The sequence below is a fragment of the Vibrio crassostreae genome, from assembly GCF_024347415.1.
GTDB lineage: Bacteria > Pseudomonadota > Gammaproteobacteria > Enterobacterales > Vibrionaceae > Vibrio > Vibrio crassostreae.
Map to the genome: position 1 here is coordinate 85,427 of NZ_AP025478.1, position 26,304 is coordinate 111,730.

The following is a 26,304-nucleotide window of genomic DNA, read 5'->3' on the forward strand; positions in this document are numbered from 1 at the left end:
ATAGCGAATCGAGGCTCTAATTATGGTGGGTTTACAATATTCTAAGTCTCTTTCTAATACTAAGCTCTTCGATCACTCAGAAAGCACTTTGACTTAAAAGCTAGTTACCATATTACCCACATCTAATTTTCGGTCTCCCCCCTTTTCTCTTGCTTTTGACTTTCTCGATAGTAAAGAGCTTATCTGGCTTGCTTGATGGCCTCAGCTTTCTCCTTCTGTAAACACTACTAGCTTGAACCCAATTTAAGAACACCAAAAAGCCGTTCTATTTAATAATTTATATTAATTTAATTTAATTTTTTGTTTATTCTATATTAATTAAACCATTAGAAATAAAAATGAGAATTATTACAACCAAGGTTTTTAAATGGCATATTTAAATAAAATATTACCTGTTTCGTTTCTTGTATCCCCATTACTTTGTTATTCATCAGAGTTCTTGAATAGCAATGTTCTACCAAACTTCCCCTACTCAAATTCGATTGCTCAAAAAAAATCACTAGAGTTAGAAAAAAATGATGAAGTAATTGACTGTACTGGGGATCCCTCATGGATAGACTCCCCCCACTTACCCCTAGAGCCCCTAGAAACCAGTAATTCCTATATTAATTGCAGTTTTATGCGGTTTGCGTGGCAATCTTTCTCCTATTATACCAGCGACAAAATACCGGAATCATTCTTGAATATGATGCCGAAGTACAGAATATTTAAAGAGGTTCCTGATAGTTGGGACAATAAAGGTGATCAAGGATCAGTACAAAGTGAGATCCTCCAAGCGGGCTCTAATTTCCCATTGAACGATAAGGAGGGAAATCCTGTATTTTATCAACAAAGTGTCAATAAAAAATTCTACGATGATATCGTCAAACACGGATTGAACAATAGTCAATGTGTCGCTGATATTGATAGTGGGAAAACTTCGTTTGAAATATCTCCAGGTTCCACAGAAGTAAAAACTTCTTGGAAATTAATGTCTAATAATGACAACCCTGAAAAATTTTTCACTATTCAGAGAGATGTTGAGATAAACGGGACAGTAAGGAGTAATCTTCTAATGGGCTTAGTTGGGATTCATATAGTGAGGAAAACCATTAATCACCCTGAATTCATTTGGACCACATTTGAACATAATGAAAACGCGCCTGATTGTGCTGATTTTCCTAACCTATCAATATTTGAAAAATCAGGTAGTTGGACCTTCTTCAACCCTATGTCCTTTCAGAAATTTAATACTTATTTCCCTGGTAAACCAACTCAAGTGTGTAGAGAAACGCCCTATGGGGCTGGTGTTTTAACAAAAGCCGAAGTGGCTAAAGATATAAAAGAGCTTAACGAGGCAATGTCAGGGTATTACCTAGCACGTCAATCTGTTTGGTCTAACTATTTTCTTGTTGGGGCATCTTGGACAGTCTCAAACGAGAGCGAATCAAATGAAGGAGAAGTCCCTCCGACTTGGAAAAATGAAATAGGTGGTTCGAAGTTATTATCAAATAGCACAATGGAAACCTATGTCCAAAACCCTCAATGGTTTGCTTTAGCGCACCCTGAAGAAGATAGGGGCTGTTTTACTTGCCATAATTATGACCCATTAACAAAAAGCTCCTTACATTTAAGTCATCTTTTTAATGCCTCAAAAGATTACGGTAAATGTCTTCTCTAACGTCTCGGAGCTACTCCCATTTTCTCAGCGTCAATATAAGGGCACTTACAAGCATTAACCAAAGGGGAACACAATAACTGTCGGGCACCAAATTTCAGACTGAATGAAAGCTCGCCTAAAAACTGCTGTTTTTCTCATAAAAACACGTTAATTCAAGGGCTAATTTCATTCTAACAATCATAACCAAGTTGGAGGTCTCCCATAAATAACAAGGTTAGACAAATTACCTACGCGACATTGAAGCTCTTTGTCATCCTGACGAGCAACGTAGCTTGAGGCCTGAACACTCTCCCTGATGTTGCGGGTTGGTTGCGAACGTAGTTACCTGGCCAAGCAACCAATCTAGTGTTTAAATGATTGGCTCAAGCCTGCACTGTCTAACTGTGTGATGAATAAATTTATTGTATTTTTCCTGTCATAAGTTAGTAGACCAATTCGATTGGAGGTAAGCATGACACCCGCTCTCTTGATATCTAAAAACTCGAAAGAACCGGTAACCGTACCGACATTTTCATTGCTGGGATAATTAAACCCTAATCCATTAGTCTCCTGTCCAGAGTTTAGAGCCCATGGGGTAATAATTGATAGGTGGTTGTTTTATTTATTGTCGACTGTAGAATATTATTTTATGATGACCTCTTTCTGCCAATAAATAGCTCTCTTCTATAATGTCAAAATATCCATCTCATCAACTGCTTAAATCGACTTTCGAGAACGCTCTTCTTCACCTTTACTTCAAAGTGAGCAGTTCTCGTGGCTTTGTTAATGAAAAACAACGAAATAAAATCATTATTGATTTCTTTAAGACAAGAATTAAACAAGATCGATATCAGCCTATCAAGAAAAAGCTTAAAACGGTCTGTCTTATGAAGGATAAATTTGGCTCAATCGAAAAGCACTTAGAAAGGATTTTAACTCAAAAATCAACGATAGATAGAAAAAGCGATATTGATAATCTTTATTTATTATTAGAGCTTTTTGAGAAGGTAGGTTTAGATACAAAACTTGTCGAAGAGACTCCCATCCAAGAAGTAGATGTGGTTTATCTCGATAGAAGACACATTGATAACTGCTTTGATAATGATAATCGCCTAATAGCGCCAATCTCCTTGTTCATACATACAAACGAGCTCAATAAGTTTACTCAATGCTTAACAGAGCAATTTTACTTCAAATTTGAGCAACATCACATGAATCAAGAGTTAGGAAGCTATCACTACCAACTTCATCCAATTTAGGACTTCACGGATAATTTTTGATAGATAAAGTAGCGGGTACCGGTGTTGTGGCTTCACAACAATTTGGCTCTAATTAAATATATAGCTATTAAGCCCTCCACAATTTTAACCTTTGTAATTAAGAAAAATTCCAAATCGTATCATGTCTGCTCTTGCTCATAAGACAAACCTCCATCACTCCAACCTAGCTTTATTATTTATATTTAATAGATATAAATAATAAATTTATCTCTTTCAACCCTAGAACCATTGTTACATTATAACAGTTAATGTTCTATTTGAGGTCGAGGTAATGAAAGAATACCTTTTAAAAGTAAAAGCACTTTTTTGGGCAACTTTGGTTTTGGGTGACATGGCCTCTGCTTCTGCAGCTCTTCAGTTCAAAGACGTGCTCGGTAGAGACATCTCTTTAGAAAAGCCGGCAGAAAAAATTTTCCTAGGTTTTTATTTTGAGGATTACCTAGCGATCGCTGGACCAGATGCTTACAAAAAAGTGGCTATTTTCCCAAGACACTCTTGGAAAGATTACCGTCAATCTCAATGGATCACCTATAAAAAAATCATTCCTGAGTTAGAAACGATTATTGATTCAGGTTCTCTTTATACAGGTACTTTTGATTTCGAAAAACTCTTGTTAACTAAACCTGATGTTGCACTTCTTGCGGCGTGGCAATATCAATCCCTTGGTGAAAAAGTTGAAATACTTGAAAAGAATGGTATCAGAGTTGTCGTTGTAGACTTCAATGCTCAAACGCTTGAAAAACACGTCATTAGCACACGTGTTATAGGCAGAGTAATGGGGACAGAAGGACGCGCTTCATCGATTGCAACGGAATACGAAAACACAGTAAACATGGTTAAACAACGTGTTACGAGGCATCTGGAAAACCACGCAGCACGCCGTGTGTATGTGGAAGCAGGTACAGGTGGACCAAATGAATACGGTAAATCTTACTCGACGACAATGTGGGGCAACCTTTTGACAATGGCGGGGGCCGATAACATTGCCCATGGAATGTTTGAAGGCTCTGCCCACCTAACGCCTGAATATATCTTGAGTCAAGATCCAGAGGTGATCTTTATATCCGGTGCTCACTGGGCTAAAAATAACGACAGCGCCCTGCTTGGTTTCAATAGCACAATGGAAGAAGCGCAAACTAGATACCGCCCCTACCTAAATCGAGCTGGCTGGAATCAACTGACGGCAGTTAAAAATGGTGACGTCTACGGTATATACCACTCGGGAACACGTACTATTTACGACCACGTTTTTTTGTTGTATCTAGCAAAGTCTATTTACCCAGAAGCATTTAAAGATATTGAACCTAAGAAATTGCACCAAGAATTTTTTCGGAACTACATGCCGCAAGCACTCAAAGGCACTTTCATGATTAAGGTGGGCGTAACTCATGAATGAAAGCATTAAAGCATCGTCTGACCTGAATCATTCCAGCGGCGCTATTTATCAAAGAATGCAGAAGCAAAGGATTAAGATTTTGCTAGGCGCTTTTCTGGCAACGAGTTTTTCCGCTTTATTCGATCTTGGTATTGGCTCATCGTGGCTAGGCATTGAACAAGTTGTTGAAGCCCTCCTAGGTGGTCCCTCTGGTGACAGCTTATCAACACTTATTGTCTGGCAACTTCGGTTACCCATCACTCTCACCTGTCTTATGGTTGGCGCCTCACTCGGCCTCGCTGGCGGTCTGATGCAAACCCTCTTAGCCAACCCACTTGCCAGTCCGTATACCCTTGGTATCTCTGCTGCTGCTGGATTTGGTGCAGCCATAGCTTTTTTAACCGGTTTTTCAGTATTTGGTTTGCATTGGTTAGGCGTGCCGTTTGCCGCTTTCTTGACATCTGGATTAGCGAGTATGGCGATCTACATAATTGGTCGCAGCCGACATATGGACGCAAAAATCCTGATTTTGGCAGGTATTGTCGTTCTCTTCTTTTTCCAGGCTTTACAGTCATTAATTCAATATTTGGCATCACCAGAAGTGCTGCAGCAAATTGTTTTTTGGTTATTTGGCAGTCTCCTGAAGGCGAGTTGGTTGTCCTTCTTTGTTTCAGGAGCCGTTTTCCTGTTCGGTTTGGTCTTTGCGTTATCTAAGGTATGGGCACTCACCGCCCTCACTTTAGGCGAAGAGCGTGCACTCGCCTTGGGAGTAAAGACCAGCAAGTTAAGACTACAGATGTTTTTACTGTGTTCCTTATTAACTGCAGGAGCAGTGTCGTTTGTCGGAACCATTGGTTTCATTGGTTTGGTTGCCCCTCACCTAGCAAGAATGCTAATAGGCGAAGATCAGCGTTTCTACTTACCTTTGGCGGCATTAATGGGAGCGTTGCTTTTATGTATCTCGTCTCTTGTTGCTAAGTTGATTGTCCCAGGCACTATCATACCAATTGGTATCGTCACCTCCTTAGTCGGTGTACCGATCCTTCTTTATTTTCTGATAAGCAGGAGGTTTATCTAATGACGTCACTTTCAATAGAAAATCTTGCCGTCCCAATTGGAAGAAAACTCGTTTTAAAGAAGGTAGATGCCCACTTTTTGGGTGGCGAATTTGCCGCCATTTTAGGGCCCAATGGCGCAGGAAAAACGACATTACTCAAAGCTATCCTGGGCATCATTCCTTCTGATGGGAAGATTAATTCAAGTGGGGAGGACGGGCTGAGCTTACCGCTACAATCCTTCTCGTACCTATGTCAACTCAACAAATCTCCCTGCCAATTAACGGTTATTGAGTTTGTCTTGTTGGGCTTGGTTCATCAACTAAGTTGGAACATCACATTTGAACAAGAACAAAAAGCAGACGCCATCCTTAATTATCTAGGTTTGAGAAATCTCGCCCCTAGACAGTTTTCTCAACTAAGTGGTGGTCAGCAACAGCTGGTTTCACTGGCGCAAGCTCTTGTTGCTGAGCCCAAGGTCTTGCTCTTAGATGAACCAACAAGCGCCTTAGATCTCAAGCATCAAGTCCAAATTTTAGACCTTGTTCGTCAATATACTCGAGCCAAAAATATCATCACAATTGCGGTCCTACACGACCTCTCTCTCGCTGCTCGATACTGCGACCATCTTCTCTTAATGAATGATGGTGAAGTCCAATATTGCGGTAAACCAAAAGATGTGCTCGATTCTGAAAGGTTGGGGCAAATCTATCAGATTCATGTGGACGTAGGTTGTTGCGTTCATGGACATACCCACGTCACCCCAGTTCGAGCTCTTGAAACGGATTAGGCATTCTTATGACCATGAATAAAAGGCATTATCAATTATTAGTTTCTCTATCCACGTTTGAATCTCAAATTCAAACCCTGACTCACTACAGTCTTGAAAATTGTGAATGTTTTGTCCTTTTGCAAGATAAAATTGATGAGTTATGTGCTTGGATCTTGCAAGAAAATTCTAAAACCCTTAGCGATGATTTTGAGACGTTCCCTGAGTACGGACGTCTAATCAAGCAGCTTCGCGAAACTGCTGTAAAAGCTCTGTGTTTATTGGAAAAACATCAGTCTCAGTGTGCCAGAGACCATCAAATCGACATCAGCGAATATTTATACCAACTTTCTGAAAACACAAAAATTGAACTAAAAAAAGCAGGAATTGAAAGCAACTCTCGAGTCCTGTTTATTGGCTCAGGGTCCTATCCGGTTTCTGCTTTTACTATATCTCAGATCACAGGCGCTCTCGTGCACGGTATCGACCTGGATGAGCAAGCAGTGAAAATGGCCAACCAACTCAACTTATCAACCACTTTTAGCTGCAAAGATCTAATCACTGAGTTTGCCTCTTTCCGGCCAACTCATGTTGTAGTAGCCTCTTTAGTGGAACATAAATGGGAGCTACTCAGACAGCTTAAACCTCATCTTAACCACTCTCACCGAGTATTAGTTCGATTCGGTAATGGTTTAAAGTCCGCCTTCAATTACCCTTTCAACCCAAACCTAATTGATGGGTGGGAAACACAACAGATCCATAACGATGCAGCGATATATAACACCGTCTTAATGGAGCGCGCAAAATGACTCTTTCATTAGGAAAAGTGTTAATCGTAGGCACAGGGCCAGCCGCATTTCAGACAGCAAAAATCATCAGAAACCAGTGCGAGCAACTTGGGTTAGTAAACCGCTCATCAGAGCGCTGGCAGCCGATGTTCGAAAGCTTACACAACGAACGTATTGCGCATATTATCGCTGCCAAATCCTCTTTGAAACGAATGGCAGGGCAGGTGATATTTGATGCGGTTTTTGAAGATTTACGCGATGTAAGCGGACAATGGGATACGTTGGTTCTGGCCACCCCATCTCATGCTTATTCAGCGGTTCTATTGGCTTTACCTAAATCGTGTTTGAGTTCCGCAAAAATAGTAGTCCTCATTTCATCCTTATTTGGGGGGCACCGGATTGTGAAAGGCTTGTTTTCAGAACTGAATTTAACTCCCAACGTATTGATATTTTCCAATTACTTTGCGGCCACTAAATTTATAACGGAACAAGCTGGCGTTCGTGTCCTTACCAAAGCGGTTAAAAAACGTATTTATGCTTACTCAAGTAAAGAAAAATGCCCTGTCCTAGAGCTACTGACTCAAACTTTAGCGGGTATCGGTGTTGAAGTTGTCGAGTTGGAAAATGGGTTTAGCGTAGAAGGACGAAACATTACCTCTTTCGTTCATCCCGCATTTTTTATTACCCCTTTCTCGCTCAATCATATCTTAAGTGAGACGAGAGAAGTTAAGTACATGTACAAACTTTTCCCTGAGGGACCGATCACAACCGAAACCATCCACATTTTGGTTGAGCTATGGCGCGATATATCGAGATTGATGCTTCACTTTAACGGAACATCATTTAACTTGTTACAATTTCTCAATGATGACAACTATCCTGTGCATCCAGAAACCATTCGTCGTCGTCAAATTGAGCAGTTTATGTCGCTCACTCCAATAGCGCAGGAATATTTGGTTTACGTCCGATACAGCGCGATTCTGATCGATCCTTTTTCTAAGCCGGATGAAAATGGGTGCTACTTCAACTTCTCTGCCGTGCCCTATGCCCAAGGTAAGGTGGAAAAAGGCAAGTTGTCTTTACCTCGAATACCTAAAGAAGATATACAGAATCTTTACTGGCTTCAAGTCTTAGGCAGAGCGCATGGGATTGCCTTACCGAGCGTTAACCGTGTGCTAGGCATATTCGAATCTTGGTTAAGTAGCTCTCAACTCCCTCACCATTTGATTGAAGAGTCCCGCACTCAAGCGCACCAATACCTTGGTTGGGTGCGTCTATCATACGACCTTTAAAGAAACCCATCATGAACAACGGTGTAGCGTTAACTATATTTTCTGCGTTCATTTTTAGTGTCATGAACGCACTTATTAAAGCGGCCAGTTTGACGATTCCAAGCTCTGAAATTGTCTTCTTCCGAAGCGCAATAGGAACCGTTCTGATTTTAGGGTTAATGTGGAAAGCGAGTATCAGGTTTTCTACCACGGGCATACCAATGCTTTTGCTTCGTGGCCTGTTTGGGGCGTTTTATCTGCTCGCTTTTGTGTACGCGATTACCCACATGCCGCTAGCGGACGCCGTGATTTTGGCTTACCTGTCCCCGTTCTTCGTTATATTACTTTCCAACCTAATTTTGGGAGAAAAAGTCCCTAAAAAAGTAGCATTCCTTTTTCCGCTCGCTTTGGTTGGAGTTACCTTAATTGTAAATCCATTTAGCTTCGACACATTTAATTTGTATGCCCTCTCAGGGGTGGCGAGTGCTTTTTTTGCGGCGGCTGCCTCTATCACTATTCGTCACCTGAGTAAGAGGCACCATATTTACGAGATTGTGTTTTATTTTCTTTTCACTTCGATGTTGGTATCCGGTTACTTGATGAGAGATGAGTTTGTGGTTCCACAGGGCATTGCGTGGATTCATCTAATTGCCATTGGTCTTGTTTCGCTCATTGGGCAAATGTTCCTAACAAAGGCATTCAGTCATGAAAACGCCGCTGTAGTTGCAGTCACCCGCTATATCGGCTTGGTTTTCAATATACTTTGGGGGGTTATTTTTTGGTATGAAATCCCTAGTTGGATGAGCACATGTGGCGTTATTATCATAATAACAACATCTATTTCCCTCTCGCTAAAGAAAAAAAATATTATTCCATGATCTGAGTACCACCTAGAAAACAAACCAATCAAAGAGAGTAGGGAAAGATAAGGTCGACTGACTTCCAATAAATTATTAGTATTTTATAAGATATATAGTCATATTTAAAGACGAGCCTTTGACACAAGGGGACAAGGGGTTATCATGAAATCTAGAAAACGAATATTTCTTATTTTGTAGATTGGTGTGCTTTAAAAAGAAGCAAGGAGGTTTTAACAATGGTTTATAGATTAGCACTATTTCGCCATCAGCACCCTATTTTAGGGGCAGGATGCGAATTATTTGTAGTCCTGATAGCTTTTTTATCGATAACCTTACCGCTGATATATGAGGAAAGCTTGTTGGTGCTGGGAGTATCTTCAGGACTTTCCATCATCTGCTTTACTCTATTTTTAATTTTTGCCAAAAGTGACAAGATCCGAAGGTCTCTGCCTAACTAAGTTAAATAAAGAAAAAACTATTGCCCTCCTCATGATGTGAGAAGTAATAAAAAGTTCATTTATAATTAAATTAACCATAAATAATTAGAATTTTAAATTAGATATTTATTTAATGAAATTCATTTCAATTATAATGAACTAAGACAATGCTTAAGCGTATAATAACTATCCTCCATTTTTTCATCCTAATAACCCTAATAGGATGCAATCCGGAAGAAGTAGAAAATCCAACCATTGAACCAACGGCAATATTAACACGAATTGATATTATTCCCTCACCTCTAAAAACACGAGGAACAAGTCAGTTAAAATTAGCTAAAGGTAACAAGCAAGCATTCATCGCCACAGGTCATTACTCTGATGGATCATCAAAGGTACTATCAAATTTAAGCTTAAGCGCGTGGCGTTCAAGTAACGAGGAGACCGGGTTTTTTTCTAAATCGGGCGTATTTTCAACGGGGAATACAACTGGGGATGTCACTGTTTATCTAATTAAAGACAACGTCACCAGTAACACGGTGAGCGTGGAGGTCAGCGCGGCGGTCATCACCACGCTGGCGGTCACACCGCCAGCGAGTGAGTTGGCAATGGGTCAAATGAGACCACTCACCGCTATCGCAACCTACAGTGACGGCACTTCCTCTGATGTGAGCGATTCCGTCACCTGGACCTCGGAGGCTCTAAGTACCGCGACAGTAACGCCGACTGGCCGACTGGCTGGCGTCGACGTCGGACACACAACGATAACCGCCACTAAAGACAACGTCACCAGTAACACGGTGAGCGTGGAGGTCAGCGCGGCGGTCATCACCACGCTGGCGGTCACACCGCCAGCGAGTGAGTTGGCAATGGGTCAAATGAGACCACTCACCGCTATCGCAACCTACAGTGACGGCACTTCCTCTGATGTGAGCGATTCCGTCACCTGGACCTCGGAGGCTCTAAGTACCGCGACAGTAACGCCGACTGGCCGACTGGCTGGCGTCGACGTCGGACACACAACGATAACCGCCACTAAAGACAACGTCACCAGTAACACGGTGAGCGTGGAGGTCAGCGCGGCGGTCATCACCACGCTGGCGGTCACACCGCCAGCGAGTGAGTTGGCAATGGGTCAAATGAGACCACTCACCGCTATCGCAACCTACAGTGACGGCACTTCCTCTGATGTGAGCGATTCCGTCACCTGGACCTCGGAGGCTCTAAGTACCGCGACAGTAACGCCGACTGGCCGACTGGCTGGCGTCGACGTCGGACACACAACGATAACCGCCACTAAAGACAACGTCACCAGTAACACGGTGAGCGTGGAGGTCAGCGCGGCGGTCATCACCACGCTGGCGGTCACACCGCCAGCGAGTGAGTTGGCAATGGGTCAAATGAGACCACTCACCGCTATCGCAACCTACAGTGACGGCACTTCCTCTGATGTGAGCGATTCCGTCACCTGGACCTCGGAGGCTCTAAGTACCGCGACAGTAACGCCGACTGGCCGACTGGCTGGCGTCGACGTCGGACACACAACGATAACCGCCACTAAAGACAACGTCACCAGTAACACGGTGAGCGTGGAGGTCAGCGCGGCGGTCATCACCACGCTGGCGGTCACACCGCCAGCGAGTGAGTTGGCAATGGGTCAAATGAGACCACTCACCGCTATCGCAACCTACAGTGACGGCACTTCCTCTGATGTGAGCGATTCCGTCACCTGGACCTCGGAGGCTCTAAGTACCGCGACAGTAACGCCGACTGGCCGACTGGCTGGCGTCGACGTCGGACACACAACGATAACCGCCACTAAAGACAACGTCACCAGTAACACGGTGAGCGTGGAGGTCAGCGCGGCGGTCATCACCACGCTGGCGGTCACACCGCCAGCGAGTGAGTTGGCAATGGGTCAAATGAGACCACTCACCGCTATCGCAACCTACAGTGACGGCACTTCCTCTGATGTGAGCGATTCCGTCACCTGGACCTCGGAGGCTCTAAGTACCGCGACAGTAACGCCGACTGGCCGACTGGCTGGCGTCGACGTCGGACACACAACGATAACCGCCACTAAAGACAACGTCACCAGTAACACGGTGAGCGTGGAGGTCAGCGCGGCGGTCATCACCACGCTGGCGGTCACACCGCCAGCGAGTGAGTTGGCAATGGGTCAAATGAGACCACTCACCGCTATCGCAACCTACAGTGACGGCACTTCCTCTGATGTGAGCGATTCCGTCACCTGGACCTCGGAGGCTCTAAGTACCGCGACAGTAACGCCGACTGGCCGACTGGCTGGCGTCGACGTCGGACACACAACGATAACCGCCACTAAAGACAACGTCACCAGTAACACGGTGAGCGTGGAGGTCAGCGCGGCGGTCATCACCACGCTGGCGGTCACACCGCCAGCGAGTGAGTTGGCAATGGGTCAAATGAGACCACTCACCGCTATCGCAACCTACAGTGACGGCACTTCCTCTGATGTGAGCGATTCCGTCACCTGGACCTCGGAGGCTCTAAGTACCGCGACAGTAACGCCGACTGGCCGACTGGCTGGCGTCGACGTCGGACACACAACGATAACCGCCACTAAAGACAACGTCACCAGTAACACGGTGAGCGTGGAGGTCAGCGCGGCGGTCATCACCACGCTGGCGGTCACACCGCCAGCGAGTGAGTTGGCAATGGGTCAAATGAGACCACTCACCGCTATCGCAACCTACAGTGACGGCACTTCCTCTGATGTGAGCGATTCCGTCACCTGGACCTCGGAGGCTCTAAGTACCGCGACAGTAACGCCGACTGGCCGACTGGCTGGCGTCGACGTCGGACACACAACGATAACCGCCACTAAAGACAACGTCACCAGTAACACGGTGAGCGTGGAGGTCAGCGCGGCGGTCATCACCACGCTGGCGGTCACACCGCCAGCGAGTGAGTTGGCAATGGGTCAAATGAGACCACTCACCGCTATCGCAACCTACAGTGACGGCACTTCCTCTGATGTGAGCGATTCCGTCACCTGGACCTCGGAGGCTCTAAGTACCGCGACAGTAACGCCGACTGGCCGACTGGCTGGCGTCGACGTCGGACACACAACGATAACCGCCACTAAAGACAACGTCACCAGTAACACGGTGAGCGTGGAGGTCAGCGCGGCGGTCATCACCACGCTGGCGGTCACACCGCCAGCGAGTGAGTTGGCAATGGGTCAAATGAGACCACTCACCGCTATCGCAACCTACAGTGACGGCACTTCCTCTGATGTGAGCGATTCCGTCACCTGGACCTCGGAGGCTCTAAGTACCGCGACAGTAACGCCGACTGGCCGACTGGCTGGCGTCGACGTCGGACACACAACGATAACCGCCACTAAAGACAACGTCACCAGTAACACGGTGAGCGTGGAGGTCAGCGCGGCGGTCATCACCACGCTGGCGGTCACACCGCCAGCGAGTGAGTTGGCAATGGGTCAAATGAGACCACTCACCGCTATCGCAACCTACAGTGACGGCACTTCCTCTGATGTGAGCGATTCCGTCACCTGGACCTCGGAGGCTCTAAGTACCGCGACAGTAACGCCGACTGGCCGACTGGCTGGCGTCGACGTCGGACACACAACGATAACCGCCACTAAAGACAACGTCACCAGTAACACGGTGAGCGTGGAGGTCAGCGCGGCGGTCATCACCACGCTGGCGGTCACACCGCCAGCGAGTGAGTTGGCAATGGGTCAAATGAGACCACTCACCGCTATCGCAACCTACAGTGACGGCACTTCCTCTGATGTGAGCGATTCCGTCACCTGGACCTCGGAGGCTCTAAGTACCGCGACAGTAACGCCGACTGGCCGACTGGCTGGCGTCGACGTCGGACACACAACGATAACCGCCACTAAAGACAACGTCACCAGTAACACGGTGAGCGTGGAGGTCAGCGCGGCGGTCATCACCACGCTGGCGGTCACACCGCCAGCGAGTGAGTTGGCAATGGGTCAAATGAGACCACTCACCGCTATCGCAACCTACAGTGACGGCACTTCCTCTGATGTGAGCGATTCCGTCACCTGGACCTCGGAGGCTCTAAGTACCGCGACAGTAACGCCGACTGGCCGACTGGCTGGCGTCGACGTCGGACACACAACGATAACCGCCACTAAAGACAACGTCACCAGTAACACGGTGAGCGTGGAGGTGTATATATGTAGGAACACTGGTGTTTCATGTACTGATGTATTCGAGGTTGGCAATGGGAAGTTGTTTACCAATTCACCATCAAGAATCGCTCTACATAGCATCGGAGGAAGTGTAAATAATGGTTTTACGCAAGAAATCGGAACTTCTGGGCCTGCTGGAAATTTTGTTTGGTTCAATTGGGCGAATGCAAACAGATTATGTGCCACCTATAGTAACGAGAGTTTAGCAGGACGTACTAATTGGCGTTTGGCAACAAGAAATGAGTTAAAGTTAGAGCTCTTCAATACATACGGCAATATGTTCAACGCGCGCGGTTGGCCAGTCAGGCTCAACTACTGGTCAAGCACAAGCCGTGGACCTGGCTTTTTAAATGTAAGCCTCAGGGGGGGCAATGAAGGAGCGAGTCTAGAAGAAGAATTGTACGCGTCCTGCGTCTCAGTTCCTTAACATTTAACGTATATGAGTTCAAAACCTATAACCACCTGTTCGGCAGGTGGTTATCTTTTTCATCGATATACAGTCAGCTGGAACTGTTTCACATAAGCTTCCAAAAGGGTTATATTTTCGTTTTGATTTCTATCCTATAGACGGATTGTTTCTTAATGAGTCTTATTACCTAAAAAGTTCATCACCTGTTTAGTCGTAAATACCATCTAGCCTACACGCTCAAAGACAAGTATGAGAGATTTGAAGGTAAGGTTGGAAAAGGTGTTAAAAGGGCCGAAAAGCAATCAGGCTCTTCAATAAAATTGCGCAGACACGTAGAAAATATAGGGAAATCATTTTAGGTTAGAAGATATTTTTAGATAAATTCAGGGAAAATAAAGAAGTCACCTGACACCATTCAAAGTGTCAAGAAAGACAGCCTAGAGTAGGAAGCTGCCTCCAAAAGAAGGCGGCTATTTTACGATTTTTCTACTTGGCCCATGAAAACAAGAGGTTTCCTGAGGGATCGATAATCTCAAAGTCATATTGAATGGGTTGTTCTAGTTCGACCATAAGATTATCACTGATACCAAAGCCATTTCGATAAGATGAGCCTATTGTATTGATTATCCCTGTTTGAACATCTACTGGTAAGATGTTTCCCCCTGATTTCGAAAAAATATCTTTAAACATGACTCTCATGTATTGATAAGACCTTAAGTAAGAAGTCGTTCGATTGAGAAGGATTTCGTAATCTGACCCATCTTTTCTTTTAAATGCCAAGCGACCATTTGAGCCAACGGGAATTGCCATATCAAAAACTGGACCTCGAATGACATGTATTTTCATCGTATCGACAACATTAAAAAGGACGCTTGACAACTCTTGCATGTAATCTCTATCTAACAAATCAAATTGATATTGACCTAGCCCTTGAGTGTTCATGTACAACCGATTACCGCTTAATATTATGGCAGCATTCTCAGTGTTTCTATCGGCCTTAAGGCGAATGTGAGAAGTAATATCTGTATTTTCACCTTTTTCATTTATAGCACTTACCGTTATTGGAATCCCCCATTTTAGGTAAGGTATATCTTCGAAAAGTAGCTGTTGACCATTTAATTCAATGTTTTTGGCAAGAGTCATTGAATGATGACTTTGATTATAGATGTGAGTATCTGATGCTTCGATACTGTTGTAATCAACATCAATATCATAGGTTATTTGTTCCTCCCCTGAAATTGGAGGGTTAGGAGAGATGGTTGGAAGCTTCCTAAAAACGTTAGGTTTCCCCGTGAATCTACAATTAGGTCTTCAGAGCCTGAAACTGTGTACGGTCCCGTAAGCCAGTTTTTGCTATAATGGTTGAAAATGTCGTTCAGAAATGGAGAGACATTAACCTGCACCGATTGCTGGTTAAACTTATCATACACTATTCTATAAATCCCATTTTCTTCTGGATGAAGTAGTAAAGGCGTACCATAGTGGTCGACCACTCCATTTACTCCCATACTACTTATCGCTACAAAATCTATAGCTTGATAAGCATTGATATAACTTCGTTCTCGACAATCAAAGGTGAACAGCGATTCATACATTTGACTTTCTGGCACACCATAAATTTTATCATCAAATAATACCGCGGACCGTGGCTCAGAAAAACTTAAACTGCAGGTTGACCACCCTTTTCGGCCTTCACTTCCTGAGATCTCCCCTCCTGTGGAATTAATGAATGTTACACCTAAATTTCGGCCTGAAACATTAATGTCATTCAATAATAAACGTGTGGGTAAATCCTTACTTCCCTTCGTATAGAGACTGTCCGCTACATCCAGCTTTAAACGTAATTCTGATTTATCTACATTCACTTTGTAATAGTCGGAATTATTGGGAATGAATGCTGAGGGTTTATCCCCGTCAATTGAGAAAGAAACCAAAAAAGATCCCACCTCTTCGTTTTCGTTAGAAACTACGAGAAAACCGTCATCAACCCTAGCTGCTTTTTCGGATCCCACATCAAATTCAACTAAGGATGTCACGTCGATTCCATTACTTTTCACAACGAGATGATACGGAACATCTATGTGGGCTTGCAAAGCCTCTGGAAAAGTTGGAAGGTTGGTCTCGATTCCGAACATTTTCACAAAATCACCTAACGTTACTATTTCATAGTTTAGAGTGGCTTCTACTAAATTAGGGTATTTGACTAAAACCTGCTTCTGGCCTAGGTTTTTTGGGTCCAACAGATAATCGTGGAGCTCAGCCAGAGATAGCTCTTTTCCCTCGACCTCGTAGGTTAAAATTTCGGCACTAACAGGGCGTACCTTATCATCTGTGCCAACATATGAGACCAACGGAGTAAATTCGACTCCAACTGGCAAAAAACGTTTTTGAGGATCGGTAATTAATCGGCTCCCTTCAATTTTTTGCTCTTTTATTTTAAAATATTTCGCATATTCACGACCATTGACTTGAATATTTACTAGGAGCTCTTCTCCTTCCCTCTTATTTTCTCGGGTTGGAGTAATGAAAATATTGCCTACAGTGTCCTGTTGGACTAATTCTTCATTTGTGGGCTTTAATTTCACATCGCCCTGTTTTAATGGAAAACGACTAGACATGCCTAAAGCGTAACGGTGTCCTACTGTAAGTACATCATCAGCCAGCGCTACCCCTGTGTATAAATCGATGAAATTTAGATTTAAGAATGCTGTACTTAAGTCATTTGAATCTATTTTTAATCGATATACACTGCCATTCAGTTTGTTTTTTAGTTGCACTTCCCCATCTTTGAGCGCAACGACTTTCTTATCTTCAGTTAGTTTAATTAACTCTTTCCCTGAGATTACTTCTAACTTTATGTCCTCACTGCAACAGGCTGTTTGAGACCCCATCCTCACGATGTCTGAAACATCAACCATTTCATATTGAGAGAGAATAAATTCCTTCACAAACTCTGTCTTCCTCGGCTCTTGAACTGAAGCGGTATCCTCACAGCCGAATAGTAGCAGTAACAAAAAGTATGATTTAATTCATACCAACATTATTTTCACTCATTTACAATTAATATGATTTTTTATCATAAATTTAAAATCATATTACAGGATATTTATTAATAATTAATTTAGATAAAGATGACTTCTAATTTAAGAATAAATTCACTTCTCGATATGTGGTCACGAAGTTAAGGGGCGATAGAGGAAGGCTCTAAAAATTAAGAGCAAAAGATTAATCCCAAATATTAAAGCTAGTGACTAGCCTAATTAACTAAATATAGGATGCTATGTTTGGATTATCGATTTTTTCTTACTTCGCGTGGGAAACCATAAAACTAAGCAAGAAATTGTATTTCTTAACCATCAAGAAATTATTTTTAATTATGATTAAATAATAATTATTTTTTCAAACTTTCTTATATTTTCGTTAGGCCACCCAAATAACTGGATTGAAAAAATGCGCAAAATCATTGATACTCAAGCAGCCCCCAAAGCGATAGGTCCTTATTCTCAAGGGGTTATTTCTGGAGGGTTAATATTCACTTCGGGTCAATTACCCTTGAGCCCTCAAACGGGGTTTCTGGTTAAAAAAAACATTGAAAATCAGACAAGACAGTGCTTAGAAAATATGAGAGCAATTTTACTCCATGCAGACGCTGACGTATCAGACGTAGTGAAAACAACCATTTACCTTACCGAGATAATGAGATTTTCAGTTGTTAATGAAATATATAATGATTTTTTCATCAAACACGGCGCCAATTATTTTCCCGCAAGAACCTGTATCGAAGTGTCGAAACTCCCTCTCAATGCCATGATTGAGATAGAGGCAGTTGCTGTTGCACCTTAATTGTTACCGTTTAGTGATTTTTTTAGCCCCAGCCTAGGCGCTGGGGTGGTTTATTTTCATTAACTCATGATTTCATCGAACCTTACGGCCTGTACGATGAACGAGGCAGCTCGTCGAATATAGGGGTATCCTTTAAGTGATCTAGAGTGCCTAGGTCGGAAATTATCCTCAACAGCGCGGAAGCAAATTGATGCCTTAAAATCAAACTTAGATAAGGCATTCTATTGGTTTCAAGAAGGTGCAGTGCTCGACTTACTTACCATAGACTATTGCGCTAATAAAACTCAGGAGCATGTTGTGGGACGAATAAAACATCGAAAAGAAGACTCTAACAAGGCCATCGATGCCTCAGGAAGAAAAATAGAAAAGGCTATCCGAGGATTGGCTAAAGAAACAGGTCAAGTTATTCCAAAACCACAAGCGAAAGCTGACTTCGTAATCAAAGGTATCGGCATGCGAAGAGGTGAAGAGGCGTTAATCTACCGTATTCCCTCTCATTCTAAAAAAACGCCTTTCTATGAAAAAGGAGTGACTTTCCCTGAATTCCTATTAGCTTACTCACAATTAAAAGAATCGGGTTATTTTACAAGAGCTTGGTTTAATAAAAGTCTCTCTGCTTGTGCAAAAGAAGGGGCGTGTAATTTTACAACAATAGGCGGGGTTTTTAGCATTTTAGATATGGCAGAATACACATCAAGGGCGACCTATCAGTTAAAGGCATAAATGTAACCCCCTACGCTTTGCCTTTCTCTTCACTAAACTTGCTAAACTAAATAGCCCGTATGAACACCGAACATAATAAACCCTTAGCGGATCTCCCGAGTTTAGGCGTCTTCCACCCGAGAGCGAACACCTCAATTATCGCGAAGTCGTGGTTAATCCTTGCCGTATTTTTACAAGTTAGAGAGTGACCAAGGTTACAATGTCACATGAAAGCATTCATCCTTGGGCAGAATTTGAAAATTTTGGTGGTAAATAAGTGACACGGTGTGTCACTTATTAATGAAGAAGACTAGACGCCATCAAAAACGGGCAGAGCTTCGAACATGACGAGTACGTTGATAACAATGATGCCCACCCCGTAAATGAATACCCCAATCAACACCAATTCCCCTCCAGGTACTTGATAAGGCTTCACTTGCTGAGGCTGTTCCTCATTATCTTCTTGGTTGTTAGAAATGGCTTTCTTTAACCTAGATTTTCTAGCTAGCAATGCCGGTACAATACACGCCCAAATTGCCGCGGCCGATGCGGCATAACCAATTGCGGCTAGAAAACCGAAAGGAAAGAGAAGAGAGAAAATCAGAGGTGGAATAAATGTGACTGCCCAAGTTTTGGTTCTGCCTTTCGAAGTGGTATCAAATTGGAATAAATCGGCCAAAAAATCGAATACCCCCAAGCCAACTCCTATAAAGCTCGACAAAATAGCGGCCGCGGAAAAAGCGCTAATGACATTTGATAACCTCTCTTCTGCTAATACGGATTTTAGGCTAATGAGTAAGGTGTCTATATTGCCACCTTCGGAAATGATAGGTCCGAAATTTACTCTTGGTAAATTCCCATAAATACTCATTAACCAAACTGTGTAAGTAAAAAGAGCAATGATCGTTCCGCCCATGATGGCTTTTTGTGCTAGCCTTTCCTCACGGTAGTAATCTCGTAATGTTGAGACGCTATGATGGTACCCAAACGCGGTCAAGGTAATGGGGAAAAAGACCCACACGTATTGCGCATACTCAAATTTCAGATGAGCAGTATCTAGCAAAGTACTGAGATTGACGTTAAACCAAAGGCCTACGGTGCCAAAGCTAAAGGTAATGATCATAAACAGCATTAACACAATCGAAATACGGTCGACCATTTTTGTTGAATGCCAAACTAGCCCAGAAAAGATAAAAACGAAAAAGATGGAGGCTAGTTGGGGGGCAATACCAAAATATTCATTCAAAATTAGTCCTGAAGAGGTGATGTAGGCATACAACAAGATCCCCCCGACAAAGTAAATCATTAGGTTATTAAAGAAATTAACCTCTTTACCTAACAAGTCTTTCGTTATAGAAGAGAAAGATGACCGGTAAGGATAATCTTTTAAAACTTCGAGTAATAAACAGCCACTGGTTGTCATGATGAACATCGTGAAGACTAAAGCCATTAAAGCACCGATAGTCCACACTCCAGCTCCTGCAGCAGGAAGGCCAAGCATACCAGCCCCCACGCAAATGCATGCGACAATACAAGCCCCTCCGATAAGTGAAGGCGGTTTAGCGGTCATTGCTGGTTTCGTACTATCCATAAGTGGTTACCTCTCATTGGTTCGACATTGCTTTTTATTTCTGTAACCCACTCCGTTGTGTTTGTTGGGAAGAATTTCTTAGGTCAAGTCAAAAAAGCACTAGAATCATGGACTCTAGCGCTTAACTTTTAAACAACAATAATAATTACGTACTAAATTAGAAAAATAATTAGACATGAAAAACTAACGATGATCGGGGTTTTTATATTGATAAAAGTAGTTATTCCCATGACCGGGAAAAATCCTGATCTTTAAAAGCTGCAGCAAGACCAGTGACCTGCTGCAAGCGTAAGACTTCATCTTGGTCCATCCCCAATTCGTAACAGATTTTATTATTCGCCCACCCCATTTCTCTGAGTTGAATGATTAGGTTTGCTGTGAGCTCTACTTGGTGTGAACCACGAGCGAGGTTATGTCGAACAGATGCGGACATACACTTTTCTTCAGGCAAATTAAGCACCACCGCAGGGATATACCCCTTTAAGGTTTGCAGTTCAGGGTGATTCAATAATAATTGAAAACGATGGAAGCCATCTATGACGACGTATTTCTTCTCAGAAGTCTTCAAACGATTAACCAGAATAGGCATGGTTACCCCATTTTTCTCCATCGACGTTTTGAGAAGATTACTTTCCGGTGGAGCCATCTTATTAGGGTTATATTGGTTAGCTTCTATTTCCTCAAGTGGGATAATTTCAACATGACAAGCAGGTGGTAGATCGGGGATTAGCTCAATGAGCACCTTTGCGGCTTTATTGTAAATAGCCACCTTATTTATCACTTGTTTTTTTGAGTACTTAGGCACTTTCAAAGGCTTATTGGGACGGTGTTGGTACGCTAGCTCAGGTTCACTTTCCATTACGCTCTTCTCCATAGAGTGCGTGATATTGTTTTGCTAAGGACTTGTTGTACCCAAAAGAGAGCCCTCGGCACCAATAATCATTTTTAATCAGGACTTTACAAATTCTTCTCCAACTAGGAACTAGCTTCTTAGATTCCAATTTACTCTCTGCATAATCAGGAATAAATGTTACGCCCTTTTGAGGGCCGTTTTTACGCCACCACTGTAAGAACTTAAAGATTCGATCTCGGTAATGTTTTTCAATATGCGGCGGCATGGTTGTCAGAAGGTATTTGCTGTATTGCCGGTAGCTAAGCCCCGGTGGTAATTCAAAGCGATAATAACCAAGGATACGCCCCTGACTTTTTGAGTATCGAGCGCCAAAATTACATCCCTCAACTCTAGCGACTAATTTTTGCCAGGTATGCGGTTCCAAAATTTGATAAAGCCAAAGCCCTTTTCTTTGTTCATCCCCAAAAGGCTGGCAAAGCCGCTGCTGTGAAAGAGAAACACCGGCTTTATGCATTAAGTCGTAAATACGGTTGTAGTCCCAGTTAAAGCGACAATTAGCGATCCAAACATCTTGGGTTTTCCAATCATACAAAGGGTAAGCCATGTAGACATCACTCTGCATTTGAGTAGTCCAATATTTATCTTTAAATTTCTTTTTGGTTCGATTCTTAATGGTATTGAAACGATGTAAAGACTCCTCTGCTCGGATACCAATTAGCACTGCGATTGGAGTCCCTTTTTTTTGTTGGTACCAGTGCGCAAATTTGAACACGAAGTCTTCAAACTCCATCCCTTTTTGAAAAAATGGGAATACGTCTGATTCAAAAATCACACCTTCATGCAGTGGCCTTTCCCTAACCCACTGCGCTTCCTTGTCAGGATCCCAACAAAGCCATTTAGGTTGAAATTGTGAAATGGAATTTCTTAAACTGATTGGCAAACAAACCCAATACGGGTTTACTTCGCCAAGAAGGATCATACGCTCTATGAAGGCATGGGTTTCTTGATATTGGGCTTCAAAGTCAACAATAAGAACGTCGACAGGCAATCGGCCACGCTTTCTTGATTCTTGAATAACCAAATTTAAAAGAACGCCTGAATCTTTTCCCCCAGAGAACGAAACATAAAAGTGGCTAAAGTTATCGAGAAGGTACAATATTCGTCGTCGCGCCCCTTCGAGCACATTGTATTCTTGCTGAATCTTGTCCCGAGAGAATTGACCTTTTCTTTCTTTCATCGGTATGACCTTGCTAATTATGATCTTAGAATCACATTCACATGAAATTCGTTTTTTATAACTTAATTACTGATAATTAAGTTGTTTTTTAAGGTTTGTATTTTAAGTTCTCATAACAGAACCACTCTGCCACGGTGTAAGATCAAGAGAGTGACTTGGTTACGTTAGAAACTGAAGTGAACATTACCCCTCATTCCAATAATCCAACTATCATCAGCTTTTGAGTTAAACGGTAAAGAGTGAAGATATTGCACATTAGGGGTTAACGAAAGCGCATCCCAATTCATGCGGTAATAGATTTCTGAGTTGTAAGAGTCATCGACATCAGAAGCGACACTAGGCTTAGCCCATCCCAAGGCAAAACCAAGCAGACCAGTTCCAACTCCATCATACCCCGTCCCAAACACGACCGAGGATTTATAGAGAGCCTCAGGGCCTTTCGCAACACCGGCTCTAAAGAACGGTATCCATGAGCCCATTTGGTATATAGACGACCAATTTGCCCCATAGTTTTCGCTTACCTGCTCTTTTGGTCCATCACTGTGCCACACCGTAAGGTGAGAGTTTTTCAAATAAAAATCCTCTTTCGATTCTACCCAACCTATTTCTAGGGACTTAAAATATTGGTTATCATTGATGAACTGTTCAACACCATCGAAAGGTTGAGTTGAATCAGCTTTTGCATCAGAAAAGCTCGCATAAAAATAATAGTTTCCCGACATCATATGACGCAGAACACCGCCGAATGTCGATTCATCAGGGATAGGAATTGAACCTGAGCCGGTGCTGAATTGTAGGTTAGAAAAACCATAATAAGGGTTACCCAACTGGTAAGTGTCGACATAATCAGTTGCATCTAAAAAACCCACCATCATATCTGTAGATTGTTCATTAAAAGTTTGTGCCCAATATAGGTTCGTTAACCTTAAACCGATATCACTGAAAGCCGGCTGTATTAAGCCAAATCCGCCTACATTCTTTATGACAAAATCCTTGGGTGTACTCTCTGTATAACCATGCTTATGATCGACCCTCAACTGCAATGCACCAGTATCCCCTTCTTTTTGGTAAGCCCGCCAATTCAATGTAACCCGTGCAATACCAGCTGCCGCACTGCTGTCCTTGTTCGACAAGTTCTCACTAGACGTTAAACCGAACCCATAATAATCCACAGCTCCCTTTAAAACCTGGCCTTCAACCGCATGAGTCAACGTTGGCGTGACAAACATAATCGCTCCCACAAGCGGTAGCCAAAAACGCTTAGTCTTTTTCGTAAATAGAACATTCTCGCTCATATCAATAACTCCCTGTTGTTTTCATGGATTCATACGACTTAGCTCACCTTATATCGTTAAGGAAGTATTAAGATGCATTTGGAAAATGAATACTTGTAATTAATAAATAATTTAAGCAAGCAACTGTCTCCATTTGTCCTGATCATTTAAACGAAAATACCTCAATTTTTAGTATCAACATCAAAAATTGAGGTATATACTGTTTATCATCCCTATATGGAGGCAGAAATGGACAACCAACACACTACAACCACATTTCAAGCGCTTAAAACCGGTGCAGACGCTTACATTCAACGTCGAAATCAACGTTTACTGGCCAATCATCGCAAAGAGCTGCGTAATTTTACCCGAGCAGAGGCCTCGGCTTACCTTGGCATAGATGCTAAAACGCTTGATCGGTACGTTACTGCCGCGGCGATTGATCCTCGTCGTCATGAAGACTCACAGTGGTCGATCGATATTGCAGAAATGTACAAGGTACGTAACTTACTGCCAGACAATCTACGTAAAGACGCTAAGTTCATGCGCAGTAAGCAGCAAAAAACGCAAGTGATGGTTATCCAGAACCAAAAAGGCGGGGTTGGAAAAACCGTTTCTGCCGCGACTATTGCATCAGGTTTAGCGACCGAGTTTCATCAAGAATACCGTGTTGGTCTAATTGACATGGATGGCCAAGCCACACTTTCGATGTATTACGCACCCGAAGCTGAGCAAGAAGGTAACTTATCTATTGGTGATTTGATGATGAAAACCTTCGACCTTGATGAAGGTGAAACCGTTGAACAAGTCATCTCTGAAGCCTTTCTTGAAACGACTATCCCAAACTTACGCATTTTACCTGCCGCACAAAGTGACCGAGCGATGGAAGGTTGGTTTCATGAGCAAGTGTTCGGCCAAACCTTAGCTTCACCTTATTCACTACTAAAAGACATCATCGATAGTGTTAAAGACGAGTTCGATATCATCATTATCGACACCCCACCCTCTCTGGGCTATGCGACCTTTAACGCATATTTTGCGGCAACGAATGTGGTTTTTCCGTTATCGATTACCGAGAACGACATTGATGCGACCTGCTCTTACTTCAGTTACATCCCGCAGGTGTGGGCACTGTTAGAGAACGCTAACCATGAAGGCTACGACTTCATGAAAATATTACTGACAAACCACCGTGATAGTTCAACCACGACCGAGTTAATGAATAACCTATACGATCAGTTCTCTCCTTACTTGTACTCAAAAGAGTTTAAGCACAGTGAAGCCGTCCGTCAGTCATCTTCCCTACTCTCAACGGTGTTTGATATGTCAAAAAGTGAATACCCGAAAAGTAAAGCGACGTTCCAAGGGGCGCAACAAAACAGCTATGAAGTGACAAGCCAGATCTTGCGCGATATTCTAAATGTTTGGCGTGAACAGGAGAACAAATAATGGCAAAGAAACGTGGTGGTAGCCCTTTAGGCAATGCTCCTGGTTCAGAGCAAGCGCAACAATCGGCGGCCAAAGCAAACTTAGACACTCTGACAAATCAACTCAGCACTGAGCTAGAAAAAAGTGGGCAGAACGCTGAAAATTACCTTAGAACAAAGTTTGGATTAGAGTCCGTTGGTCAAAAAATGGTTTGGCAATTAGCTTCTGGTTCAACAGCGACCTTTAATGAAGTGACATTGTCATACGATCAGGTTAAGCAGAACTCATTTGTGACATTTGATGTTAATGGTCGTGACCAATCTTTGCTAACCAAAGAATCATTGGAAGATTTGAACTCATTAGAGTTTCAACAGTTCTATCCAGCGGTTGGCCGAGAAGTCGATGGACAGATTGATGTTCTGGATGGCTCTCGCCGCCGCGCTTGGTTCTTACTTCAAGAAGGTCGCGTAAAAAAATTCCGAATCCTCGTCACCCAAGACGAACTGTCTACCGCCGATGCCAAAGCTCTGGCTAAGCAGCTTCAAACCGCCAAAGAGCACAACCAACGTGAGATTGGCTTACAGTGTCAAACTTTGATGCAGAACGGTGAGATCACTCAAGAAGATACGGCAAAAATTTTAAATATTAGCCGTCAAGCGGTCGGCCGTGCACTGAAAGCAGCTAGTATTGACAGTAAACTGATTGCCCTATTCCCTGTTGTCAATGACTTGTCTCATACTGATTATTCACTCTTGGCTAAGGTGATGAAAACCTTTGCCGATGACAAACAGGCTTTGAGCAGTTTCATAAAAAAAATAGCCAGTAAAGTTGTCAATGCTCAAGCTGAGCAGAGCCAAGAAGACACTAAAGACGTTCTGATTACTTGTATTAAAACTGAGCTAAAGATCGTTGAAGCCAAACAAGATTCAGACAAATCGACCCTTACCTCTCTAGCAGAATTCGACAGTAAGGGAATGTTTGCTCGTAAGCGTGTTAAAGGCCGCAACTTCTCATATGAGTTTGGCCGTTTGTCGAAGGATATCCAAGTTGAACTCGATCACGCTATCCAATCAGTGTTAGGCAAACATCAATAATCCCGCAGATAACAAAGGCTCTCACATCTGAGCCTTTCTCTTTCGCCTAACCACTTCATAGTCTCTCAATAAAAAAATAGGACGACTACAAGTAACACGACTAAACCCTGATAAACAAAAAAGTTGGTTGGGGGGAACTTCGTTATTAGGCTTAAAAGTGACTTCGTCCTT

The 26,304-nt window shown here is 43.1% G+C and carries 19 protein-coding genes and 1 pseudogene; 14 read left to right on the plus strand and 6 right to left on the minus strand.

Features of this window, described 5'->3' with window-relative positions:
• The first annotated feature begins 367 nt into the window (after positions 1-367).
• From OC193_RS24675 to OC193_RS24715, 9 genes are all read left to right on the plus strand, one after another.
• Positions 368-1,660: a hypothetical protein gene (locus tag OC193_RS24675; RefSeq protein ID WP_048666138.1), complete on the plus strand. Its 1,293-nt coding sequence runs from the start codon at positions 368-370 to the stop codon at positions 1,658-1,660.
• Positions 1,661-2,328: 668 nt separating this feature from the next.
• Positions 2,329-2,898, plus strand: a complete 570-nt coding sequence (locus tag OC193_RS24680; protein ID WP_048666139.1) for a DUF2913 family protein — start codon at positions 2,329-2,331, stop codon at positions 2,896-2,898.
• A gap of 292 nt (positions 2,899-3,190) precedes the next feature.
• The gene (locus tag OC193_RS24685) at positions 3,191-4,315 is read left to right on the plus strand and encodes an ABC transporter substrate-binding protein (RefSeq protein ID WP_048666140.1); all 1,125 of its coding nucleotides are present in this window, start codon (positions 3,191-3,193) and stop codon (positions 4,313-4,315) included.
• Positions 4,308-5,372 (plus strand): FecCD family ABC transporter permease, encoded by a 1,065-nt coding sequence (locus OC193_RS24690; RefSeq protein ID WP_048666141.1) that lies wholly within the window; start codon positions 4,308-4,310, stop codon positions 5,370-5,372. The genes OC193_RS24685 and OC193_RS24690 overlap by 8 nt, the downstream gene beginning before the upstream one ends.
• Entirely contained in the window at positions 5,372-6,139 is a 768-nt protein-coding gene (locus OC193_RS24695; protein WP_048660693.1) for an ABC transporter ATP-binding protein, read from the plus strand. Before OC193_RS24690 ends, OC193_RS24695 begins: the two co-directional genes overlap by 1 nt.
• 8 nt (positions 6,140-6,147) lie before the next feature.
• Positions 6,148-6,927 (plus strand): nicotianamine synthase family protein, encoded by a 780-nt coding sequence (locus tag OC193_RS24700; RefSeq protein WP_080967720.1) that lies wholly within the window; start codon positions 6,148-6,150, stop codon positions 6,925-6,927.
• Entirely contained in the window at positions 6,924-8,198 is a 1,275-nt protein-coding gene (locus OC193_RS24705; protein WP_048660692.1) for an opine metallophore biosynthesis dehydrogenase, read from the plus strand. Before OC193_RS24700 ends, OC193_RS24705 begins: the two co-directional genes overlap by 4 nt.
• Before the next feature lie 11 nt (positions 8,199-8,209).
• Positions 8,210-9,055 (plus strand): DMT family transporter, encoded by an 846-nt coding sequence (locus OC193_RS24710; RefSeq protein WP_048666142.1) that lies wholly within the window; start codon positions 8,210-8,212, stop codon positions 9,053-9,055.
• A 586-nt stretch (positions 9,056-9,641) separates the two neighbouring features.
• Positions 9,642-14,129 carry an Ig-like domain-containing protein gene (locus tag OC193_RS24715; RefSeq protein WP_261978811.1) on the plus strand — a complete coding sequence of 1,496 codons (4,488 nt, stop codon included), beginning with the start codon at positions 9,642-9,644 and terminating at the stop codon, positions 14,127-14,129.
• Positions 14,130-14,597: 468 nt separating this feature from the next.
• On the opposite strand, the gene OC193_RS24720 is transcribed toward OC193_RS24715, so the two are convergent.
• Together OC193_RS24720 and OC193_RS24725 are read right to left on the minus strand one after the other, a co-directional pair.
• Positions 14,598-15,254, minus strand: coding sequence for a hypothetical protein (locus OC193_RS24720; RefSeq protein ID WP_048660688.1), 657 nt, complete (start codon positions 15,252-15,254; stop codon positions 14,598-14,600).
• Positions 15,255-15,328: 74 nt separating this feature from the next.
• The gene (locus tag OC193_RS24725; protein WP_132957368.1) at positions 15,329-17,059 is read right to left on the minus strand and encodes a hypothetical protein; all 1,731 of its coding nucleotides are present in this window, start codon (positions 17,057-17,059) and stop codon (positions 15,329-15,331) included.
• A 502-nt stretch (positions 17,060-17,561) separates the two neighbouring features.
• On the opposite strand from OC193_RS24725, the gene OC193_RS24730 reads away from it, so the two are divergent.
• From OC193_RS24730 to OC193_RS24740, 3 genes and pseudogenes are all read left to right on the plus strand, one after another.
• Positions 17,562-17,954, plus strand: coding sequence for a Rid family detoxifying hydrolase (locus tag OC193_RS24730; protein ID WP_048613761.1), 393 nt, complete (start codon positions 17,562-17,564; stop codon positions 17,952-17,954).
• 297 nt (positions 17,955-18,251) lie between these two features.
• A complete protein-coding gene (locus OC193_RS24735; RefSeq protein WP_230682289.1) occupies positions 18,252-18,677 on the plus strand; it encodes a hypothetical protein in 426 nt (141 codons plus the stop codon).
• Between the two features lie 94 nt (positions 18,678-18,771).
• A pseudogene (locus OC193_RS24740) lies at positions 18,772-18,849 on the plus strand (type II toxin-antitoxin system RelE/ParE family toxin); the annotation flags it as partial.
• A 117-nt stretch (positions 18,850-18,966) separates the two neighbouring features.
• Here OC193_RS24740 and OC193_RS24745 read toward each other — a convergent pair.
• The 4 genes from OC193_RS24745 to OC193_RS24760 all read right to left on the minus strand — a co-directional run bounded on the left by OC193_RS24745 (position 18,967) and on the right by OC193_RS24760 (position 23,632).
• On the minus strand, positions 18,967-20,247 hold the full coding sequence (locus OC193_RS24745) for an aromatic amino acid transporter (protein ID WP_048663234.1): 1,281 nt from the start codon (positions 20,245-20,247) through the stop codon (positions 18,967-18,969).
• A 220-nt stretch (positions 20,248-20,467) separates the two neighbouring features.
• The gene (locus tag OC193_RS24750; RefSeq protein ID WP_048613766.1) at positions 20,468-21,106 is read right to left on the minus strand and encodes an IbrB-like domain-containing protein; all 639 of its coding nucleotides are present in this window, start codon (positions 21,104-21,106) and stop codon (positions 20,468-20,470) included.
• Positions 21,096-22,337, minus strand: coding sequence for a DUF3440 domain-containing protein (locus tag OC193_RS24755; RefSeq protein WP_048613768.1), 1,242 nt, complete (start codon positions 22,335-22,337; stop codon positions 21,096-21,098). The genes OC193_RS24750 and OC193_RS24755 overlap by 11 nt, the downstream gene beginning before the upstream one ends.
• A gap of 164 nt (positions 22,338-22,501) precedes the next feature.
• A complete protein-coding gene (locus OC193_RS24760) occupies positions 22,502-23,632 on the minus strand; it encodes a carbohydrate porin (RefSeq protein ID WP_048660684.1) in 1,131 nt (376 codons plus the stop codon).
• Between the two features lie 228 nt (positions 23,633-23,860).
• Here OC193_RS24760 and OC193_RS24765 point away from each other — a divergent pair, with 228 nt between their 5' ends.
• The gene (locus OC193_RS24765; RefSeq protein ID WP_048613773.1) at positions 23,861-25,060 is read left to right on the plus strand and encodes a ParA family protein; all 1,200 of its coding nucleotides are present in this window, start codon (positions 23,861-23,863) and stop codon (positions 25,058-25,060) included.
• The gene (locus OC193_RS24770; RefSeq protein ID WP_048613775.1) at positions 25,060-26,133 is read left to right on the plus strand and encodes a ParB family protein; all 1,074 of its coding nucleotides are present in this window, start codon (positions 25,060-25,062) and stop codon (positions 26,131-26,133) included. Before OC193_RS24765 ends, OC193_RS24770 begins: the two co-directional genes overlap by 1 nt.
• The last annotated feature ends 171 nt before the right edge of the window (positions 26,134-26,304 follow it).

Coding starts and splice junctions, on each gene's coding strand:
- OC193_RS24715 (WP_261978811.1), top strand. CDS start 9,642: ATGCTTAAGCGTATAATAACTATCCTCCATTTTTTCATCCTAATAACC.
- OC193_RS24705 (WP_048660692.1), top strand. CDS start 6,924: ATGACTCTTTCATTAGGAAAAGTGTTAATCGTAGGCACAGGGCCAGCC.
- OC193_RS24695 (WP_048660693.1), top strand. CDS start 5,372: ATGACGTCACTTTCAATAGAAAATCTTGCCGTCCCAATTGGAAGAAAA.
- OC193_RS24745 (WP_048663234.1), bottom strand. CDS start 20,247: ATGGATAGTACGAAACCAGCAATGACCGCTAAACCGCCTTCACTTATC.
- OC193_RS24730 (WP_048613761.1), top strand. CDS start 17,562: ATGCGCAAAATCATTGATACTCAAGCAGCCCCCAAAGCGATAGGTCCT.
- OC193_RS24770 (WP_048613775.1), top strand. CDS start 25,060: ATGGCAAAGAAACGTGGTGGTAGCCCTTTAGGCAATGCTCCTGGTTCA.
- OC193_RS24680 (WP_048666139.1), top strand. CDS start 2,329: ATGTCAAAATATCCATCTCATCAACTGCTTAAATCGACTTTCGAGAAC.
- OC193_RS24760 (WP_048660684.1), bottom strand. CDS start 23,632: ATGAGCGAGAATGTTCTATTTACGAAAAAGACTAAGCGTTTTTGGCTA.
- OC193_RS24710 (WP_048666142.1), top strand. CDS start 8,210: ATGAACAACGGTGTAGCGTTAACTATATTTTCTGCGTTCATTTTTAGT.
- OC193_RS24765 (WP_048613773.1), top strand. CDS start 23,861: ATGGACAACCAACACACTACAACCACATTTCAAGCGCTTAAAACCGGT.
- OC193_RS24675 (WP_048666138.1), top strand. CDS start 368: ATGGCATATTTAAATAAAATATTACCTGTTTCGTTTCTTGTATCCCCA.
- OC193_RS24700 (WP_080967720.1), top strand. CDS start 6,148: ATGACCATGAATAAAAGGCATTATCAATTATTAGTTTCTCTATCCACG.
- OC193_RS24750 (WP_048613766.1), bottom strand. CDS start 21,106: ATGGAAAGTGAACCTGAGCTAGCGTACCAACACCGTCCCAATAAGCCT.
- OC193_RS24755 (WP_048613768.1), bottom strand. CDS start 22,337: ATGAAAGAAAGAAAAGGTCAATTCTCTCGGGACAAGATTCAGCAAGAA.
- OC193_RS24685 (WP_048666140.1), top strand. CDS start 3,191: ATGAAAGAATACCTTTTAAAAGTAAAAGCACTTTTTTGGGCAACTTTG.
- OC193_RS24720 (WP_048660688.1), bottom strand. CDS start 15,254: ATGACTCTTGCCAAAAACATTGAATTAAATGGTCAACAGCTACTTTTC.
- OC193_RS24690 (WP_048666141.1), top strand. CDS start 4,308: ATGAATGAAAGCATTAAAGCATCGTCTGACCTGAATCATTCCAGCGGC.